We start from the raw sequence: 17,094 nt of genomic DNA on the forward strand, positions 1-17,094 counted from the left end.
GCACATGGGGGAGGAGAAGCCCGAAGCCCGGCCCACGGTCACCGTGTCGCCGGCCGCGACCGCGCCCGCGGCCCGGCCGCGATCGCTCAGCCAGCAGCTGCTGCCGGCGGTGCACGGGCTGCTGGCCCGGCCGCTCTCCTCCTACTACCTGCTGATCGCCAGCTCCGGCCTGCTGCTGCTGATCGGCCTGACCATGGTCTTCTCGGCGACCAGCGTCAAGGCGTACGCGGAGGACGGCAACGCCTTCTCGGCGATCCGCAACCAGCTGTTCTTCGCCGCCCTCGGTCTGTTCGGCTTCTGGGTCTGCCAGCGCCTGCCCTCCGGCACGCTGCGCTTCCTCGGCAAGTACGTGCTGGGCCTGGCCATCCTGCTGCTCGCCGTCCTCGACCTGCTGATGGCGCTCGAGGCGGTCGAACTGATCAAGCTGCCGCTCGGCCCGCTCGACGCCGAACTGCTCTGGCTCTACGTCGGCCCGGTCGGCGTGCAGCCGTCGGAGTTCGCGAAGCTCGGCGTGGTGCTCTGGGGCGCCGACATCATCGCCCGCAAGGGCGCCTCCCTCGGCCACTGGCGCGAGCTGGCCATGCCGCTGTTCCCGATCGTCGGCCTGCTCTTCGTGCTGGTCGGATACAACGACCTCGGCACCATGCTGGTGGTGCTCGCACTGATCATCGGCCTGCTCTGGGCGGCCGGGGTGCGGCTGCGGGTCTTCGCGGCGCTGGGCGTGCTCGGCATCTCCGGCATCGGGCTGCTGGTCGCCGCCGCGTCCCGCGGCGCCGGGTCCGGCGCGGAGGGCGAGGAGAACTACCGGCTGCTGCGCCTGACGACGTTCCTGCGGCCGCCGGAGGAGTGCTCGCTCGGACCCTGCTACCAGCTGCTGCAGGGCCGCTCGGCGATCCACGAGGGCGGCTGGTTCGGCGTCGGGCTCGGCAAGGGCGCCCTGAAGTGGAACTGGCTGCCCGAGGCGGACAACGACTTCATCTACGCCGTGGTCGCCGAGGAACTGGGCGTCGTCGGCTGCGTGGTCATCCTGGCGCTGTTCGCGGTGCTGGCGTACACCGGCTTCCGGATCGCGCGCCGGGTGCAGGACCCGTTCCGCCGGCTGGCCGCCACCGCGATCACCACGTGGCTGGTGGCGCAGGCGGTCATCAACATCGGCGGCGTGGTCGGGCTGCTGCCGATCACCGGCCTGCCGCTGCCGTTCATCTCGGCCGGCGGCAGTGCGCTGGTCGTGACGCTCTCCGCCATCGGCATCCTCGCCTCCTTCGCCCGCGCGGAGCCCGACGCGGCCCGAGCCCTGCATGCCCGTCCGCCCGCTCGGTGGGTACGGCTAGTCTGGGCCCCGCTGCCGCCGCTCCCCCCGCCGCGGCGGCCATCGCGTCCCGCCGCCCAGAAGAAGGGTGGCCGGGCACCTGTGAGCGCGGGGGGCGAGAGGAGAAGGTGATGGGTCTGCTGCGGTCGGTCGTGCTCGCCGGAGGAGGCACCGGCGGTCACATCTACCCGCTGCTCGCCTTCGCCGACGCCCTGCGCCGCCACTTCCCCGAGGTGCGGATTACCACTCTGGGCAGCCCGAAGGGCATGGAGAACGAGCTGATCCCGCCGGCGGGCTACGACCTGCGGGTCATACCGGCGTTCCAGCTGCCCCGGTCGGTCAATCTGAACCTGCTGCGTACCCCGGACCGGATGTACAAGTCCGCGCACGCCGCGGGGAAGATCCTCGACGAGGTCGAGGCGGACGTCGTGGTCGGCTTCGGCGGATATGTCTCGGTGCCGGCGTACCTGGCGGCCTGGCGGCGCGAGCTGCCGATCGTCATCCACGAGGTCAACGTGCCGCCGGGCGTGGCCAACCGGATGGGCATGAAGTTCACCAAGCACGTCGCGGTGGGCTTCCCGACCCAGCCGCAGCAGGCCGAGTCGCTGCGCGACGCCCGGGTCGTCGGCGTGCCGCTGCGCACGTCCATCGCCCGGATGGACCGCCCGGCGCTGCGCCCGCACGCCCTGGCCCACTTCGGGCTGCGCCCCGACCTGCCGGTGCTCTTCGTCTCCGGCGGCTCCTCGGGCGCCCGCACGATCAACCTCGCGGTGGCCGGCGCCGCGAAGAAGCTGGCGCACGCCGGCGTCCAGGTGCTGCACGTGCAGGGCGGGCGCAACGAGCCGTTCGAGGTGCCCAGCGACCTGCCGACGCCGTACGTGGTGGTGCCGTACCTGTCCGACATGCAGCTCGGTTACGCGGCCGCCGACCTGATGCTGTGCCGCGGCGGCGCGATCACCGTCGCCGAGACGACGGCGATCGGCATGCCCGCGATCTACGTGCCGTACCCGCACAGCAACCAGGAGCAGAAGCGCAACGCGCTGCCCGTCGTCGAGGCCGGCGGCGGCCTGCTGGTGGACAACGCCGAGCTCACGCCCGAATGGATCGAGCGCACGATCGTGCCGCTCGCCCGTGACCGGCACCGGCTGGCCACCATGGGCGCCGCGGCCGGCGCGTACGGCCGGCGCGACGGCGACGAGGCGCTGCTCGACTTCGTCTGCGAAGCCGTGGCCGGCCGATGACCCTTTCACCCACGACCGCTGGAGTGCCGCTGTGAACACCGCTGAGCTGACGCCGGCCGGTGAGTTGACCGCCGAGGATCTGGGCACCGTCCACCTCATCGGCATCGGTGGGGTCGGCATGGGTGGCCTGGCCCGGCTGCTGCTCACCCGTGGCGTGCCGGTCACCGGCAGCGAGCTGCGGGAGTGGCCGGCGCTGGCCGCGCTGCGCGCGCTGGGCGGCACCGTGCACATGGCGCACGAGGCGTCCAACCTGGACGGCGTCGACACCGTCGTCTACTCGACCGCCATCCCGCAGGACCACGTGGAGATCGTCGAGGCGCGCCGCCGCGGCCTGCGGGTGCTGCACCGCTCCGAGGCCCTGGCCGCCGCGATGACCGGGCGCCGCACGATCGCGGTCGCCGGCACGCACGGCAAGACGACCACCACCTCGATCATGACGGTGATCCTGCAGCACGCGGGCGAGGACCCGTCGTTCGTGATCGGCGGCGAGATCTCCGCGGCCGGCTCGAACGGCCACCACGGTTCCGGCAGCTACTTCGTGGCCGAGGCGGACGAGAGCGACAAGTCGTTCCTCATCTACCGCCCGCACGTCGCGATCATCACCAACATCGAGGGCGACCACCTCAACAACTGGGGCGACCTGCCCGGGCTCAAGGCGGGCTTCCTCGAGTTCGCCGAGTTCGCCGACGCCGACGGCTTCGTGGTGACCTGCGCCGACGACGAGGGCGTGCAGGAGCTGATCGCGGGCCTGCGCGCCGCCGGCCGCACGGTGTACACCTACGGCGAGTCCGAGGGCGCCGACCTGCGGCTCGCCGACGTGACCTCGTCCGCGCAGGGCGTGCGTTACCAGGCCACGCTCGACGGCAAGCCGCTCGGCGAGGTCGCGCTGGCGCTGCCCGGGCGGCACATGGGGCTCAACAGCGCGGCGGCCGTGCTGACCGCGATGCGTCTCGGCATCCCGCTGCAGAAGATCACCGAGGCGCTCGCGTCGTTCCCCGGCGTCCGGCGCCGCTTCGAGCGCAAGGGCACTGTCGCGGGCATCCGGGTCTACGACGAGTACGCGTACCACCCGACCTCGGTGAAGGCGGCGCTGCGCACGCTGCGCGAGGTGGCCGGCGACGGCCGGCTCGTCGTGGTGTTCCAGCCGTACCGCGTCTACCGGACCCGTGACCTGCAGGCCGAGCTGGCCGAGGGCCTGGCCATCGCCGACGAGGTGATCGTCATGGAGGTCTTCGGGCCCGGCGAGCAGCGCGGGCCCGGCGAGGGCGGCGTCGCGCTGACCGCGGCCGTCGGCCTGCCCGCCGAGCACAAGATCTTCGTACCGTCCTGGGAGGACGTGCCCGCCGAGGTGGTCCGGCGCAGCCGTCCCGGCGACGTCGTGGTCACCATGGGCGCGCCGCCGATCTCGCTGATGGGCGACGAGCTGCTGGCCGCGCTGGCCGAGGCCTGACCCGCATGAGCGCCTGCACCGAGCGCAGCGAGGGCCGGAAGCGCATGCGAAAGGTCGGCACTGCATGAGCGCCTGCACCGAGCGCAGCGAGGGCCGGAAGCGCATGCGAAAGGTCGGCACCGCATGAGCGAGGGCGGGGGCGGGCGTAGCTGGCGGCTGGTGCGGGCGGACACGGACGCCGTCCCGACCTCCGTGCGGCGGTTCATGGCCCGCGCCCGCCGGCGCCGGCTCCGCGCGGCGCTGCCGTGGGCGGTCGCCGCGGGGGCCGCGCTGGTCGTGGGCGCGCTCGCCTGGACCGTGTACGGGACGTCGGTGCTCGGCGTGCGCGCCATCGACGTCGTCGGCGCGGACTCGCTCGCGCCGCTGGACATCGAGCAGGCCGCGGCCGTACGGATGAACCAGCCGCTCGCCGGCGTCGACCTGGACCGGATCCGCGGCCGGGTCGAGGCGATGCCCGCGGTGGACCGCGCGATCGTCTCCCGGAGCTGGCCCTCGACGGTGGTCATCGAGGTGGTGGAACGCACGCCGGTCATCGCGGTGCCCGCCGGCGAGGGTTTCACGCTGATCGACGCCGAGGGTGTCGCGTACCGGACGGTGCCGAGCCGGCCGGGCGGGCTGCCGCTGGCCCGGCTCGCCGCGCCGGGCCCGGAGGACATCAACACCCGCGCGGCCCTGACGGTGCTCTCGGCGCTGACCGCGGAGCTGCGCGACCAGCTGGTCTCGATCTCGGTGTTGCGGCCGGCGCAGGTCAGTCTCGAGCTGCGCCGGGGCCGGACGGTGGTCTGGGGCGACGACACCCAGAGCGAGAACAAGGCCCGGGTGGCCACCGCGCTGCTCGAACGCAAGGGCGACACGATCGACGTGAGCGCCCCGGACGTGGTCACGATCCGTTAACCGGACGAAAAGGACCGAACGGCGCATTCCGTCACAGGTTACGGCTCAGTCGGATAGTCGCCATGTAAGCGGACGCCGACACGCCGCGTCGGTCCTTGGATGTCGCCTGAGGTCCGCTTACGTTGCCCACGAGAGGTTGAGTAGTTGACATAACACTAAGCCTCTAGTAGAGGGTGAGGGTTTCCTCGCCCTCCCTTGTACGGAGCGGATGTCGATGGCGGCCCTCGACACCTAGAACCCTGGAAGGGAAGGCTGAGCCCGATGACACCTCCGCACAACTACCTCGCGGTCATCAAGGTCGTCGGCATCGGTGGCGGCGGCGTCAACGCCGTGAACCGCATGATCGAGGTTGGGCTCAAGGGAGTCGAATTCATCGCGATCAACACCGATGCCCAGGCGCTGCTGATGAGCGACGCCGACGTGAAGCTCGACGTCGGCCGGGAGCTGACCCGGGGCCTCGGCGCCGGCGCGCAGCCGGACGTCGGCAAGAACGCCGCCGAGGATCACCGCGACGAGATCGAAGAGGTGCTCAAGGGCGCCGACATGGTCTTCGTGACCTGCGGCGAGGGCGGTGGCACCGGCACCGGCGGCGCGCCCGTCGTCGCGAACATCGCCCGCAAGCTGGGCGCCCTGACCATCGGCGTGGTCACCCGGCCGTTCTCCTTCGAGGGCAAGCGCCGCCAGGTGCAGGCCGAGGCGGGCATCGACGAGCTGCGCAACCAGTGCGACACGCTCATCGTCATCCCGAACGACCGGCTGCTGGCGCTCGGTGACCGCGGCATCAGCATGATGGACGCCTTCCGCCAGGCCGACCAGGTGCTGCTCTCCGGCGTGCAGGGCATCACCGACCTGATCACCACGCCGGGTCTGATCAACCTGGACTTCGCCGACGTCAAGAGCGTGATGAGCGGCGCGGGCAGCGCGCTCATGGGCATCGGCAGCGCGCGCGGTGACAACCGCGCCGTCGAGGCCGCCGAGAAGGCCATCTCCAGCCCGCTGCTGGAGCAGAGCATGGACGGCGCGCGCGGCGTGCTGCTCTCCATCGCCGGCGGTTCCGACCTCGGCCTGTTCGAGATCAACGACGCGGCGCAGCTGGTCACCGACGCGGCCCACCCGGACGCCAACATCATCTTCGGCGCCGTCATCGACGACGCGCTCGGCGACGAGGTCCGGGTCACCGTCATCGCGGCCGGCTTCGACGGCGGCACGCCGTCCTACAAGCCGGCCGAGCCGACGCGCAAGGTGCCGCAGCCCGCGGCCCCGCCCGCGGTCGCGCCGGCCGCGCCGGCCACGGTCAGCCCGGCCGCGACGCCGGCCGCCGCCCCGCCGCCGCGCCGGGTGCTCTTCGACGACGTCGACGTGCCGGACTTCCTGAAGAACGGCTCCTGAGCGGTTGATCGCCCAGGCACGCCGCGACCTGCTGGCGGCCTCGCTGGACGAGGTGCATCAGCGGATCGGGCGTGCCTGCGCGGCGGCCGGCCGCGACCCGGGCTCGGTGTCCCTGGTCGCGGTGACCAAGACCTACCCGGCGAGCGATGTGGTGCTGCTCGCCGGGCTCGGCGTCACCGACGTCGGCGAGAACAAGGACCAGGAGGCGGCCGCGAAGTCGGCGGCCGTCCGGGAGCAGGGCGTCGCGGTGCGCTGGCACTTCGTCGGGCAGTTGCAGCGCAACAAGTCCAAGTCGGTCGTCACGTACGCCGACGTGGTGGAGTCGGTCGACTCGATGCGCCTGGCCGGTGCGCTGTCCACCGCCGCCGCGCGGCTGCGTGAGCGTCCGCTCGACGTGCTCGTGCAGGTGAGCATCGACGGTGATCCGTCCCGCGGCGGCGCGATCGCCGGTGCCGCGGAGGCCGACCGCGACCTGTGGCGGGTGGCGGCGGCGGTGAACGACGCCGAAGGGCTGCGGCTCGGCGGCGTGATGGCGGTGGCGCCGCTGGACTGGGAGCCGGAGCGGGCCTTCGCGGAGCTGGCCGCGCTGACCGCGCGGCTGCGCGCGGAACACCCGGGCGCGACGGCCGTCTCGGCGGGCATGAGCGGCGATCTCGAGCAGGCCGTTCGGCACGGCGCGACACACGTACGGATCGGCACTTCTTTGCTCGGGATGCGAAACACGCTGCGGTAGCCTTGCGGCGGGCAGCAAACTACATAGGTGTTGTTTACGCGCGACGTGCCTCGGCCGACGCGCCCGACGACGCAGCGTCGAGGCGGGTCCCGGTCGATGTTTGACGATTGGGTATCCGTGCAAGGGGGGACGCGGCACGCCGAGGGGGCGCGGGCCGCACAGCGGACGGAGGTGGGGGCATGGACGAGCGGTTCGGCGCCGAGCAGGGGGCTGGGGGTAACCACATGAGCGAGTCAACAGCTCAGTGCCCGCCGGTGGGGGTGATGGCATGAGCGCGCTGCGTAAGGCGGGGGTCTGGCTCGGCCTCGTCGAAGAGGACGACCAGTACGACGATCGCTACCGCGACGGCCACTACCGCGACCGGGACCGCGACCGGGACCGCGATTCCGGCTACCGCTACGCCGACGAGTTCGCCGACGACGAGGACGACGTCGACGAGGCGCCGGCGCTGCCGCGTGCCCGTCAGGAGCGCAGCGGCCGCCTCGAGCGCGCCGCCGCCCGCATCGACCTCGAGCGTGACGACCACCACGATCGCCCCGAGCGCCAGGAGCGGGCCAGCGTCCGCTCGATCACCCGGCCGTCGGCGCCCGTCGCCGAGACGTCCGGGTCGCTCGGCTACGCCACCCGCGACAACCTGGCACTCGCACCGCAGGCGCAGCCACAGCCGCACCAGCGGATCGTCGAGGAGGACCAGCGCTACCAGATCACCACGCTGCACCCGACGACGTACCGGGAGGCGCGCACGATCGGGGAGCACTTCCGCGACGGCGTACCGGTGATCATCAATCTCACCGAGATGGACGAGAGCGACGCCCGTCGACTGGTCGACTTCGCGGCCGGGCTGGCTTTCGGGCTGCGCGGTACGATCGAGCGCGTGACCAACCGGGTATTCCTGCTCTCACCGGCCAACGTCCAGGTCACCGCTGAGGACAAGGCCAAGATCGCTGAGGGCGGGTTCTTCAACCAGAGTTGACCCTAACGAGGGATCCGCCTGACGTGCTGTCGATCGTGTTCCAGATCATTTACCTGTTTCTCTACGTGTTCTTCCTGACCTTGTTGGCCCGGTTCGTCCTGGGTGCGGTGCTGCAGTACGGGCGTCGGTGGCAGCCGGGGCGTGGGGCGTCGGCGGCACTCGAATCGGTGTGGAGCGTCACTGATCCACCCCTCAAGGCGTTGAGGCGTGTGATCCCACCGCTTCGAATTGGTACCGTGAGTTTGGACCTGGCGTCCCTGGTCCTGCTGGTTATCCTGTTCGTGCTTTTGAACTTCGTGTTAGCGCGTTTGATCATTCGGTTCGCGTGACAGCGTCCGCCCTGATCGACCGCGCCCCACGCGGCCGCAACTGACCCGAGGAGTTTCGATGCCGCTGACCCCGGCCGACGTGCACAACGTCGCCTTCAAGAAACCCCCTATCGGCAAGCGGGGGTATGACGAGGAGGAGGTCGACGCCTTCCTGGACGAGGTCGAGCGCGAGCTCGCCCGTCTCATCGAGGAGAACAACGAGCTGCGTGCCCAGGTGGAGCGCGGCGGTCGGGGTGGCGCACCAGCCGGTCCGAGTGCCGACCCGCGGCTGGCCGCCGAGCTCAACGACATGAAGGCCCAGCTCGACCGGGTGCAGCGCGACAAGTCTGCCGCTGAGCAGGCCGCTCGCCAGATGCAGGCCGAGCTCGAGCAGGTCCGGGCGCAGGGCCCGGTCGGCGCCGGAGCCGGCGCCGCCGGTGGCGCCGACGGCGAGCAGCAGGCGCTGCGCGTCCTCATGATGGCCCAGCGCACGGCCGACGACCACGTGTCCGACGCCCGGCGGGAGGCCGACAAGCTTCTCTCCGACGCCCGTTCCAAGGCGGAGGAGGTCACCCGCGAGGCCCGCGCCAAGGCGGATGCCCTCGAGCGCGACGCGCGTCAGCGGCACCAGGAGGCCATGGGCGGCCTGGACGCCAAGCGCTCCGCGCTGCAGAAGCACATCGAGGAGCTCAAGCAGTTCGAGCGTGAGTACCGCACCCGGCTCAAGGCGTACCTCGAGAGCCAGCTGCGCGACCTCGACGGCCGCGGACAGGGGTTGGAGGCGGAGATGTCCCGCGCCGACGCCAACCGTTCGGTCGGCGGCTCGGGCGGTCTCGCCGCCGCGGGCCTCGCCGGCTCGTACGGCGGCAGCCGCGCCGGTTCCATCGAGACCGGCCGCTGAGCCTCGGCTTGCGGATCGGTTCCCACTGCGGCGGGGATGAGCCATGATCGTTGCTAGTTTGCTGCTCATCCTCGTCGCCGTGACGCTTCTCGTCCTCGGCCTCGCCGGTGGATCGAGCTCTCTGCTGATCAGTTCCATCGTCGCCAGCCTGCTGGCCGCGGTGGCGCTGGTCGTCGGCGCCCGCCAGGCCTCCGCCGCCCGGCGCGCGGTGCGGTCCCCGGGCGGCGACCCGGCCGGCGAGCCGGTCCGCACGCACCCGGGCGCGGCCCGCGGCGCGGACCATCCGGCCGGCGACCCGTACCCGGAGTTCGGCGATGTCCAGGACGGCGGTGCGGCCTACGCCGCCGGCCGCCGCGACGCGGACGAGTACCACTCGGCACCGGACGTGACCCAGCGGGTGCACCCGGACGCGGACCTCTACGACGACGCCACCGCCGGCCGGACTTCCTCGGGTCAGTCCGCCGGCGCGGCCCCGCGCGCGGAGGACCCCGACTACGACCGGGCGGCCACGGTCATCGGCGGTGCCCGCGCCGACGCCCCGGACGGGGACGCCTGGCGTGGTGAGCCGGCGCCCGCGGACGCCGCACCGGCGGACGGCCCCGCCTACGCCGAGGCGCCGCCCGCGCCCGACCTGTCGTTCGCCGCCGGGCCGGAGGGCTCCGGACCGGACTACGCCGGGTCGGCGGACGAGTTCGACGAGCCCGACCCGGACGACCCGGACGACGAACCGTTGCCGCAGGCCGTCCGCCCGGCGGACGCGGTCAAGGTGGCCCGGCTCGACGCCGAGGTGCTGGTCGTGGACGGCCGGCCGCGCTATCACCTGCCGGACTGCCCGCACCTGATCGGGCGCATGACCGAGGGGCTGCCGGTCGCGGAGGCGGTCGAGCTGGGCTTCAGCCCGTGCGGCCTGTGCCGTCCGGTGGATCGCCTGGTCGCGGCGACCGCCCGGTACTGACCGCGCCGTCGCCCGCAGTGGTGGCCCTCGGCCCGCACGCGGATAGTCGTCGATGATCACCGGGCGTCGCGAGGCGACCCCGGTGGGGCACGGGATCGAAGATCGGCACAATGGGGCATGGCCAAGCGGCGTGTTCCCCCGAGCGACCCGGCCATCGCGCCCAGCGCGGCACAAACCGACCGGTCCGGGCGGCCCGCGGACGTGCGATCCGTCGCCGTGCGGGTCCGGCCCGGCGCCGGGCGGACCCGGGTCGGCGGACGCTACGACGGGCCGCACGGCCCGGCGCTGATCGTCGCGGTCGGCGCGCCCGCGGTCGACGGCCGGGCCACCGAGGCGGTGCGGCGCGCCCTGGCCGGCGCGCTCGGGCTCCGGCCCGGCGACGTCGAGCTGAAGATCGGTGCCACCAGCCGCGACAAGGTCTTCACCGTCGCCGGGGACGTCGGCGAGCGCCTGGCGGCGCTGCGTGACGGCAGCACATGACCGGCGGGCTCGATCTCGCGCTGCTCATCGGGGCGGCCGTGCTGCTCGTCGCGGTGGCCGCCGTGCGGCTCTCCACCCGGCTCGGGCTGCCGAGTCTGCTCGTGTACCTGTTCATCGGCATGCTCATCGGGGAGGCCGGTTTCGGCATCCGCTTCGACGACGTCGGCCTCACCCGTACCCTCGGCTTCTGCGCCCTGATCATGATCATCGCCGAGGGTGGGCTGACCGCCCGCTGGACCACCCTGCGGCCGGTGCTCGGGCTCTCCGCGGTGCTGGCCACCGTCGGGGTCGCCGTGAGCGTCGCGGTCGTCGGCGTCGTCGTGCACCTGGTCCTCGGTTTCGACTGGCGGCTCTCGCTGCTCTACGGCGCGGTGCTCTCCTCGACCGACGCCGCCGCGGTCTTCTCGACCCTGCGGGTGCTGCGGCTGCCGCCGCGGCTGGTCGCCACGCTCGAGGCCGAGTCCGGCATGAACGACGCCCCGGTGGTCCTGCTGGTCATCCTGCTCTCGTCGGTCGGCGGCCCGGAGCACCCCTGGTGGTACGAGTTGCTGCTGGTCGGCTACGAGCTGGCCGCCGGCGCCGCGATCGGGCTCGCCGTCGGGGTGGCCGGGCGCTGGCTGCTGCGGCACGCCGCCCTGCCCGCCGCGGGGCTGTACCCGATCGCGGCCGTCGCGCTCACCTTCCTCGCGTACGCCGCCGGGGCGGCCGCGCACGCGTCCGGCTTCCTCGCCGTCTACGTGGCCGGCGTCGTGCTCGGCAACAGCCGCATGCCGCACCGCCGGGCCATCCTCGGCTTCGCCGACGGGCTGGCCTGGGTCGCGCAGATCGGGCTCTTCGTGTTGCTCGGGTTGCTGGTCTCGCCCAGCCGGCTGGGCGACGCGGTGGTGCCGGCTCTGGTCGTCGGCTTCGTGCTCGTGCTGCTCGCCCGCCCGCTCTCGGTCTGGGTCTCGGCGCTGGTCGTTCGCGGCGGCCGCCGGCTCGCCTGGCGCAGCAAGGCCTTCCTGTCCTGGGCCGGGCTGCGCGGCGCCGTGCCGATCGTGCTCGCGACGATCCCGCTCTCGCTGCGGACCGACGGCTCCGACGGGCTGTTCGACGCGGTGTTCGTGCTCGTGATCATCTTCACCCTGCTGCAGGCCGGCACGCTCGGGCCGGTGGCACGCCGGCTCGGGATCACCGCGCCGGCCGAGGCGGTGGAGATCCACGTGGAGGCCGCGCCGCTGGAGCGGATGCACGCCGACGTGCTGCAGATCGAGATCGAGCCGGGCTCGCGGCTGGCCGGGGTGCACATCGACGAGCTGCGGCTGCCCGTCGGCGCGGTGGTGACGCTGGTGGTGCGCGACGGCGCGAACTTCGTGCCGGGGCCGGACACCCGGCTGCGGACCGGGGACGACCTGCTGATCGTCACCACCGCCGCGGCCCGGGACGTCGCCGAACGGCGCCTGCGGGCGGTGAGCCGGCGCGGCCGGCTGGCCCGCTGGCACGGCGAGGACGGCCACGAGAAGCGCTGAAGGCCGGGCGTCGGGTATCCGACGCAGATGTTCGGTAGGGTTCGTCCCGGTTGGTAGTCACCCGGGACGGTGTGCCGTGTTGTCGCTTACCTTCACGTTCCGTATCCTTGCCAGCCTCTGGGGTGCGCGGCATTGCTGGCCGCGCCGTTTGTGCACGTGGGGGTGCACGAGCCGCGTGGGGGCGCGGCAGGAGCATCGACCGGGGCGGGTGGGCGAGCGCGCCCCTTCATGACCGCTGAAAGACCGCCGATTCGCCGCGCCGAGCGCGGCTCAGGGGAGCGACGATGGCCAAGGCAACCGAGACCCGGTCCGCGTCGGCCGCGAAGGCCGCGCCGCGGAAGGCGCGCAGCGCGGCGGAGACCGAGAAGATCCGGGTCGCGCTCGAGGAGCGCCGCGAGGAACTGCAGGCGGAGTACGACCGGTCGCTCACCGAGATCACCGAGCTTCAGCGCGAGCGCCTCGCCGATTCCGCCGGGGACGATCAGGCCGATACCGGGACGAAGACTTTCGAACGCGAGCAGGAGATCACTCTCGCCAACAATCTTCTCGAGCGCATCACACAGGTGGAGCGCGCCATCGACCGTCTCGGCGAGGGCCACTACGGTTGGTGTGAGCGATGCGGCAACGCCATCCCCGTCGAGCGGCTGGCGGCGTTCCCCGTCGCGACTCTCTGTGTTTCCTGTAAGCAGTTGGAGGAACGACGCTGAACGCCGACATGGAGCCCGGACCGGGGACCAGGCCCGGCTTCTCGGGCCGGGCGGTGCTCGTGCTCGCCATCACCGCCCTGGTCGCCGTCGGACTCGACCAGCTGGTGAAGGAGCTCAGCACCAAGGGCCTGACCGAGGGCGAGCCCGTGAAGATCCTGGGCGGGCTCATCTACCTCTCGCTGCTGCGCAACAGCGGTGCGGCGTTCAGCCTCGGCAGCGGCTACACCTGGGTGTTCCCGCTGGTCACGCTGACCGTGATCGGCTGGATCACCTGGATGGCGCTGCGGCTGCGGTCGGTGCCGTGGGCGATCGCCCTCGGCCTGGTCCTCGGCGGCGCGCTCGGCAACCTGGGCGACCGGATTTTCCGGGCGCCGAGCCCGTTCCAGGGGCACGTGGTCGACATGGTCAGCCTGTTCGGCCCCTACGCCGAGTACTTCGCCGTCTTCAACGTCGCGGACGCCTGCCTCTCCGTCGGTGTGGTCCTCGCCGTGCTGCTCGAGCTGACCGGCCGCCAGCGCGACGGATCGCGGATGGTGCGGGCCGCAAAGCCCGGCAAGACCGAGAAGGCCGAGAAGACCGCATGACCGCGCGCTCCCTGCCCGTACCCGACGGCCTCGACGGAATGCGGCTCGACCAGGCCGTTTCGCGACTCTTCGGCCTGTCCCGCACGGCGGCCGCGACCCTGGTCGAGGCCGGCGACGCGCTCGTCGACGGCATTCCCCGCCCGAAGTCCGACAAGGTCAGCGCCGGCGCGTGGCTCGAGGTCACGCTGCCCGCGCCGGTGACCGCGCCGACGCTGGTGGCGACGCCGGTGCACGGCATGAAGATCGTCTACAGCGACGACGACATCGTGGTGGTGGACAAGCCGGTCGGCGTCGCCGCCCACCCGAGCCCGGGCTGGACCGGCCCGACCGTGATCGGCGGGCTCGCCGCGATGGGACAGACCGTCGCGACCAGCGGCGCCGCCGAACGCCAGGGCGTCGTGCACCGCCTCGACGTCGGCACCACCGGGCTGATGGCGGTCGCCAAGAGCGAGATGGCATACAGCGCGCTGAAGCGGGCCTTCAAGGAGCGCGAGGTCGACAAGCGCTACCACGCGGTCGTGCAGGGCCACCTCGACCCGCTGCGCGGCACCATCGACGCGCCGATCGACCGGCACCCCACCGCCGACTACCGGTTCGCGGTGATGACCGAGGGCAAGCCCAGCGTCACCCACTACGACACGATCGAGGCGTTCCGCTCGGCGAGCCTCGTCGACGTCAAGCTGGAGACCGGGCGTACACACCAGATCCGGGTGCACTTCTCCGCGATGCGGCACCCGTGCGTCGGCGACGTCACCTACGGCGCCGACCCGACCCTGGCCGCCCGGCTCGGCCTGCACCGCCAGTGGCTGCACGCGCGCGAACTCGCCTTCCTGCATCCCCGCACGCTGGACGAGGTCCGTTTTGTCAGCGACTACCCTGAGGACCTGGGGCACGCGCTGGACGTGCTCCGCGACGCCAGCTGACATCGACCTTGCGAGGGGGATCACCTCATGAGGCCCGGGGACCGGATGCTGCCGCCGCTGAACCATGGCCTGCCGCGCATCGGCATGTCCCCGGCGCGGGTGCGCCTGCTGTCCGGCCTGGCGCTGGCGGCGGCCGCCGCGCTGCTCGTCACCGTGGTGTGGGCCGCCGACCGCGGGCCCGAGCTGGAGCGGCCGGCCGGCGACGTGGTCCGGGTCGGTGTCGTGGAAGGACAGTCGGTCGGCGGCTACCTGCGGTCCAGCCGCGGTGAGCTGGCCGCGCTGCTGCCCTCGGCGGGATCCCCGGCGGCGGGGGAGACCTGGGCCCTGGTGAGCCTGACGGAGTACCTGGCGCCGGACCGCCTGCAGGCGGCGTTCGAGGGCGTGCCGGTCGCCCAGGTCTACGTGCGCGCCCCGATCGCGGGCGTGCGCACCCAGGTCGTGAAGGTCCCGGTGTACCGGATGCCGCAGGACGTGGTCGCCGGGATGCTCAACGCGGCGCTGGCCCGCGACCAGGAACAGGCCGACTACCGCAAGCTCGGCGCCGAGCTGCATGGCGAGGGCGTCAACGAGCTCCGGCTGCGCCGGGCGTACGACACCGCGGCGCGCACCGCGGCGTCGGAGGCGGCCGCATACCGGGCGCACTGCGCCTGCGCCTTCGCGGCCGTGGTGCGCGCCGACCCGGTCGTGCTCGACCGGCTCGCGGACCGCCCGGAGGTGCGGGCGGTCGACCCCGCGCCGGAGGTACGCAGCCTCGACCGCACCGAATTCCGTCCCGTGCTGCCCGAACAGACCGTCCTGGTGCCCGACGACGATCCGGCGCTGGAGGGCGTGCCATCGCGGTCCCGGACTGTTGCCCCGGCAACCCCCGCGCCACTACCCTCATCCCCCGGGGTGGCTGTGACATCTGCCTCACCCGACAACCCCGCAGTGGGGTCCGGCCACTCAGCCGCGGCAGTTCAGGAGAGCGCTGCCGTTACCTCCGTACGGTCCGGGGACCTGGGCCCCGACTCGCCGATCACTGCTCCAGGAGCATCTTGGGGCGCCTCCGGGCGTTGAATGCGGGGGCGGCGCGTGCCGCCGTCGGTACGGGTTGGACGAACGTGCACGAGCTTGACGCCGACGGGCAATCAAGACCGCCGCACAATTGCGGGCATTGGGTGTGGCCTGAATAGGGTTGGCGTCCGTAGCCTGTCTAGGGCAACGGGGGTCCGTGGGAGTGTCGAGCAGGCACATCGAGCAATCGCTGGGAGGACGAGCCGTGGATGGGACCGAGACCGGCTGGGGCCGGCCTGCGGAACCAGCCCCGCGTTGGCGGGTGCTGCTCGACCGTGCCCGCCATGGTTCCCGGGCCGCCGAGGAGCACTCCGACGCCGAGGGCAACCAGGACACCTCCCGCCGCCAGGCGGGCGGCCCGCCGTCGCCCCGCCCCTCCGGGCGCCCCTTCAACCCCCTCGATCCACGGCAGAGCGAGCAGGCCCGCGGCGGCCAGGAGCCGCGCCAGCCGGAGCGCCGCCCGCTCAACCCGCTCGACCGTCGTCCCGGCCGGGCCGGCCTGGGTGAGCGGCTGGGCCAGTCCGAGCCGCTCGCGCCGCCGGTCCCGCCCGTCGAGCCCCGACAGCCCGACGGCCGCCCGGTCAACCCGCTCGCCGAGTCCCGCCGGCAGTCCCGCATCGGCGAGGGCTTCCAGGCCCGGCCCGCCTCCGGCGAGGAGCCGCACAGCTTCTTCAACCCGGCGCGGGGCTCCGCGGCCCCGTCGATCGGCCGGGTCTCGCCCGTCTCCGCGCCGCCGACCAGCCGGGGCGCCGCCGCGGTCGCCTCGGCCTCGGTGATGCCGCCGCCGACCCTCGCGCCACGCCAGCCGGCCGTCGCCGCGCCGGCGCCGACCTCGCCCGCGCCGGCCCGGATCGAGTGGCGCCAGGCCCGGCCCGAGCAGGAGGACCGCGCGGTCGCGCTGCTGCGCCGCAAGCTCGGCAAGCCGCGCGTGATGGCGTTCGCCAACCCCAAGGGCGGCGTGCACAAGACCACCGCCACCGTGCTGGCCGCCGCCACCATCGGCAGCGTCCGCGGCCGCGGCGTGCTGGCCTGGGACGACAACGAGCTGCGCGGCACGCTGGGCCTGCGGGCCGGCAGCGCCCGGCACGCCCGGACGATCCGGCACCTGGTCGGCGAGCTTCTCGAGATCGAGAACCTGCACGGCGAGGGGCTGATGTCGCACCTCGACGACTTCCTGCGGCACGCCTCCGACGGCTCCTACGACGTCCTCGCCGGCGAGGAGAACCCGCGCTTCGCGCAGCGCCTCGACCAGGGCACGGTGCGCCGGGTGATGGACCTGCTGCGCCGCACCCACGACGTGATCTGCGTGGACACCGGCAACAACGTCGAGAGCGTCAACTGGCAGACGGTAATGCGCAGCGCCGACCAGCTGGTCGTCACGACGGTGCCGCGCGAGGACGCGGCGTTCACCGCCGACTGGATGCTGGACGTGCTCAACGAGACCGGCATGGAGGATCTCGTCTCCAACGCCGTGACGTTGATCTCCTGCCCGTCGCCGGGCAAGCTGCCGCTGCTCGACGATCTGACCAAGCATTTCGCCACCCGTACCCGGGCGGTCGCGGTCGTGCCCTACGACCCGGCGCTCGAGGTCGGGTCGTCGATCGAGTACAGCGTGCTGCAGCCCGAGACCCGCCAGGCCTGGATGCGCGCCGCCGCCGCGATGATCGAGCCATTCGCCGAATAGGG

16 protein-coding genes and 1 pseudogene are annotated in these 17,094 nt (G+C 72.8%); all 17 read left to right on the forward strand.

Annotation, left to right across the window (positions count from 1 at the left end):
* Positions 1–4: 4 nt before the first annotated feature.
* The 17 genes and pseudogenes from ACIBSW_RS15025 to ACIBSW_RS15105 all read left to right on the forward strand — a co-directional run bounded on the left by ACIBSW_RS15025 (position 5) and on the right by ACIBSW_RS15105 (position 17,092).
* On the forward strand, positions 5–1,441 hold the full coding sequence (locus ACIBSW_RS15025) for a putative peptidoglycan glycosyltransferase FtsW (protein ID WP_354730216.1): 1,437 nt from the start codon (positions 5–7) through the stop codon (positions 1,439–1,441).
* Complete coding sequence (gene murG, locus ACIBSW_RS15030) at positions 1,441–2,550, forward strand: undecaprenyldiphospho-muramoylpentapeptide beta-N-acetylglucosaminyltransferase (protein WP_354730214.1); 1,110 nt, start codon at positions 1,441–1,443, stop codon at positions 2,548–2,550. The genes ACIBSW_RS15025 and murG overlap by 1 nt, the downstream gene beginning before the upstream one ends.
* A 31-nt stretch (positions 2,551–2,581) precedes the next feature.
* The gene (gene murC / locus ACIBSW_RS15035; protein WP_354730212.1) at positions 2,582–4,000 is read left to right on the forward strand and encodes a UDP-N-acetylmuramate--L-alanine ligase; all 1,419 of its coding nucleotides are present in this window, start codon (positions 2,582–2,584) and stop codon (positions 3,998–4,000) included.
* 123 nt (positions 4,001–4,123) lie between these two features.
* Entirely contained in the window at positions 4,124–4,894 is a 771-nt protein-coding gene (locus ACIBSW_RS15040; RefSeq protein WP_354728441.1) for an FtsQ-type POTRA domain-containing protein, read from the forward strand.
* A gap of 261 nt (positions 4,895–5,155) precedes the next feature.
* Positions 5,156–6,283 (forward strand): cell division protein FtsZ, encoded by a 1,128-nt coding sequence (gene ftsZ / locus ACIBSW_RS15045; protein ID WP_354728439.1) that lies wholly within the window; start codon positions 5,156–5,158, stop codon positions 6,281–6,283.
* Positions 6,284–6,290: 7 nt separating this feature from the next.
* Positions 6,291–7,016: a YggS family pyridoxal phosphate-dependent enzyme gene (locus ACIBSW_RS15050; RefSeq protein ID WP_404799360.1), complete on the forward strand. Its 726-nt coding sequence runs from the start codon at positions 6,291–6,293 to the stop codon at positions 7,014–7,016.
* A 268-nt stretch (positions 7,017–7,284) separates the two neighbouring features.
* The gene (locus tag ACIBSW_RS15055; RefSeq protein WP_354728437.1) at positions 7,285–7,989 is read left to right on the forward strand and encodes a cell division protein SepF; all 705 of its coding nucleotides are present in this window, start codon (positions 7,285–7,287) and stop codon (positions 7,987–7,989) included.
* Positions 7,990–8,012: 23 nt separating this feature from the next.
* Positions 8,013–8,318 carry a YggT family protein gene (locus tag ACIBSW_RS15060; protein WP_354728435.1) on the forward strand — a complete coding sequence of 102 codons (306 nt, stop codon included), beginning with the start codon at positions 8,013–8,015 and terminating at the stop codon, positions 8,316–8,318.
* A gap of 58 nt (positions 8,319–8,376) precedes the next feature.
* Positions 8,377–9,198: a DivIVA domain-containing protein gene (locus tag ACIBSW_RS15065; RefSeq protein WP_184996509.1), complete on the forward strand. Its 822-nt coding sequence runs from the start codon at positions 8,377–8,379 to the stop codon at positions 9,196–9,198.
* Positions 9,199–9,241: 43 nt separating this feature from the next.
* Positions 9,242–9,436, forward strand: a pseudogene (locus ACIBSW_RS15070) (hypothetical protein); the annotation flags it as partial.
* 918 nt (positions 9,437–10,354) lie between these two features.
* Complete coding sequence (locus ACIBSW_RS15075) at positions 10,355–10,633, forward strand: DUF167 domain-containing protein (RefSeq protein ID WP_354728442.1); 279 nt, start codon at positions 10,355–10,357, stop codon at positions 10,631–10,633.
* Positions 10,630–12,141, forward strand: a complete 1,512-nt coding sequence (locus ACIBSW_RS15080) for a potassium/proton antiporter (protein ID WP_354728433.1) — start codon at positions 10,630–10,632, stop codon at positions 12,139–12,141. Before ACIBSW_RS15075 ends, ACIBSW_RS15080 begins: the two co-directional genes overlap by 4 nt.
* A 284-nt stretch (positions 12,142–12,425) precedes the next feature.
* Positions 12,426–12,848 carry a TraR/DksA family transcriptional regulator gene (locus tag ACIBSW_RS15085; protein WP_354728431.1) on the forward strand — a complete coding sequence of 141 codons (423 nt, stop codon included), beginning with the start codon at positions 12,426–12,428 and terminating at the stop codon, positions 12,846–12,848.
* 8 nt (positions 12,849–12,856) lie between these two features.
* Positions 12,857–13,432 (forward strand): signal peptidase II, encoded by a 576-nt coding sequence (gene lspA, locus ACIBSW_RS15090; protein ID WP_354728429.1) that lies wholly within the window; start codon positions 12,857–12,859, stop codon positions 13,430–13,432.
* Positions 13,429–14,355, forward strand: a complete 927-nt coding sequence (locus ACIBSW_RS15095; protein WP_354728427.1) for an RluA family pseudouridine synthase — start codon at positions 13,429–13,431, stop codon at positions 14,353–14,355. The genes lspA and ACIBSW_RS15095 overlap by 4 nt, the downstream gene beginning before the upstream one ends.
* A gap of 27 nt (positions 14,356–14,382) precedes the next feature.
* A complete protein-coding gene (locus ACIBSW_RS15100) occupies positions 14,383–15,411 on the forward strand; it encodes a hypothetical protein (RefSeq protein ID WP_354728425.1) in 1,029 nt (342 codons plus the stop codon).
* 202 nt (positions 15,412–15,613) lie between these two features.
* Positions 15,614–17,092, forward strand: coding sequence for an AAA family ATPase (locus ACIBSW_RS15105; protein ID WP_354728423.1), 1,479 nt, complete (start codon positions 15,614–15,616; stop codon positions 17,090–17,092).
* The last annotated feature ends 2 nt before the right edge of the window (positions 17,093–17,094 follow it).

This window comes from Actinoplanes sp. NPDC049668, assembly GCF_044465445.1.
GTDB lineage: Bacteria > Actinomycetota > Actinomycetes > Mycobacteriales > Micromonosporaceae > Actinoplanes.

Excerpts from the sequence above, each read along its gene's own strand:
- ACIBSW_RS15025 (WP_354730216.1), top strand. The coding sequence starts at position 5 with ATGGGGGAGGAGAAGCCCGAAGCCCGGCCCACGGTCACCGTGTCGCCG.
- murG (WP_354730214.1), top strand. The coding sequence starts at position 1,441 with ATGGGTCTGCTGCGGTCGGTCGTGCTCGCCGGAGGAGGCACCGGCGGT.
- ACIBSW_RS15040 (WP_354728441.1), top strand. The coding sequence starts at position 4,124 with ATGAGCGAGGGCGGGGGCGGGCGTAGCTGGCGGCTGGTGCGGGCGGAC.
- ftsZ (WP_354728439.1), top strand. The coding sequence starts at position 5,156 with ATGACACCTCCGCACAACTACCTCGCGGTCATCAAGGTCGTCGGCATC.
- ACIBSW_RS15055 (WP_354728437.1), top strand. The coding sequence starts at position 7,285 with ATGAGCGCGCTGCGTAAGGCGGGGGTCTGGCTCGGCCTCGTCGAAGAG.
- ACIBSW_RS15065 (WP_184996509.1), top strand. The coding sequence starts at position 8,377 with ATGCCGCTGACCCCGGCCGACGTGCACAACGTCGCCTTCAAGAAACCC.
- ACIBSW_RS15080 (WP_354728433.1), top strand. The coding sequence starts at position 10,630 with ATGACCGGCGGGCTCGATCTCGCGCTGCTCATCGGGGCGGCCGTGCTG.
- ACIBSW_RS15085 (WP_354728431.1), top strand. The coding sequence starts at position 12,426 with ATGGCCAAGGCAACCGAGACCCGGTCCGCGTCGGCCGCGAAGGCCGCG.
- lspA (WP_354728429.1), top strand. The coding sequence starts at position 12,857 with ATGGAGCCCGGACCGGGGACCAGGCCCGGCTTCTCGGGCCGGGCGGTG.
- ACIBSW_RS15095 (WP_354728427.1), top strand. The coding sequence starts at position 13,429 with ATGACCGCGCGCTCCCTGCCCGTACCCGACGGCCTCGACGGAATGCGG.
- ACIBSW_RS15100 (WP_354728425.1), top strand. The coding sequence starts at position 14,383 with ATGAGGCCCGGGGACCGGATGCTGCCGCCGCTGAACCATGGCCTGCCG.